Raw genomic sequence first — 600 nt, 5'->3', positions numbered from 1 at the left:
TAACTTCGGAGGGCGATCACCACGGTGTGGTTCATGACTGGGGTGAAGTCGTAACAAGGTAGCCGTAGGGGAACCTGCGGCTGGATCACCTCCTTAATCGACACGTCGCTGACTGTCGGCAAGTGCTCACAATGAATTACCTGATCAAGCAAGAGTAATGACAAGCTAGTTTGAAGCCTGGGTCTGTAGCTCAGTTGGTTAGAGCGCACCCCTGATAAGGGTGAGGTCGGCAGTTCAAGTCTGCCCAGACCCACCATCTTCGGACTGCGATATGGGGCCATAGCTCAGCTGGGAGAGCGCCTGCCTTGCACGCAGGAGGTCAGCGGTTCGATCCCGCTTGGCTCCACCACTTTATTGCCTATAACGGTGGGCCAGGTAATCAGTCTTCTTGTCATGAAGTTCTAAGCAAGATGCTTGCATCGCTGCTCGATAACTCGGGACGGCGGTTTTTAAGTCTCTCGCTTAGAGTTTCGACTCTAACGCTCTTTAACAATGTATATCATGCTGACAAAGTAAGATACGTCTCAAGCGTATCCGGCAATTGTCGTGACATCATCGATTGACAGACCTTTTGGGGTTATATGGTCAAGCGATGAAGCG

Annotated in this window: 2 tRNA genes and 1 rRNA gene; all 3 read left to right on the top strand. The window is 51.3% G+C overall.

The annotated features are described in order from the left end of the window. Window positions 1–96, top strand: a 16S ribosomal RNA gene (locus KUV86_RS09175); the annotation flags it as partial. Between the two features lie 83 nt (window positions 97–179). Beyond that, a tRNA-Ile gene (locus KUV86_RS09170) sits at window positions 180–256 on the top strand. Between the two features lie 17 nt (window positions 257–273). Next, window positions 274–349: transfer RNA gene (locus tag KUV86_RS09165), tRNA-Ala, on the top strand. Window positions 350–600 lie beyond the last annotated feature (251 nt).

It is taken from the genome of Halomonas sp. DP8Y7-3 (assembly GCF_019801675.1).
In the GTDB taxonomy this organism is placed as follows: Bacteria; Pseudomonadota; Gammaproteobacteria; order Pseudomonadales; family Halomonadaceae; genus Halomonas; species Halomonas litopenaei_A.
Note: the sequence above shows the minus strand (reverse complement) of the source record. Positions and strands in the feature narration are given on the sequence as shown.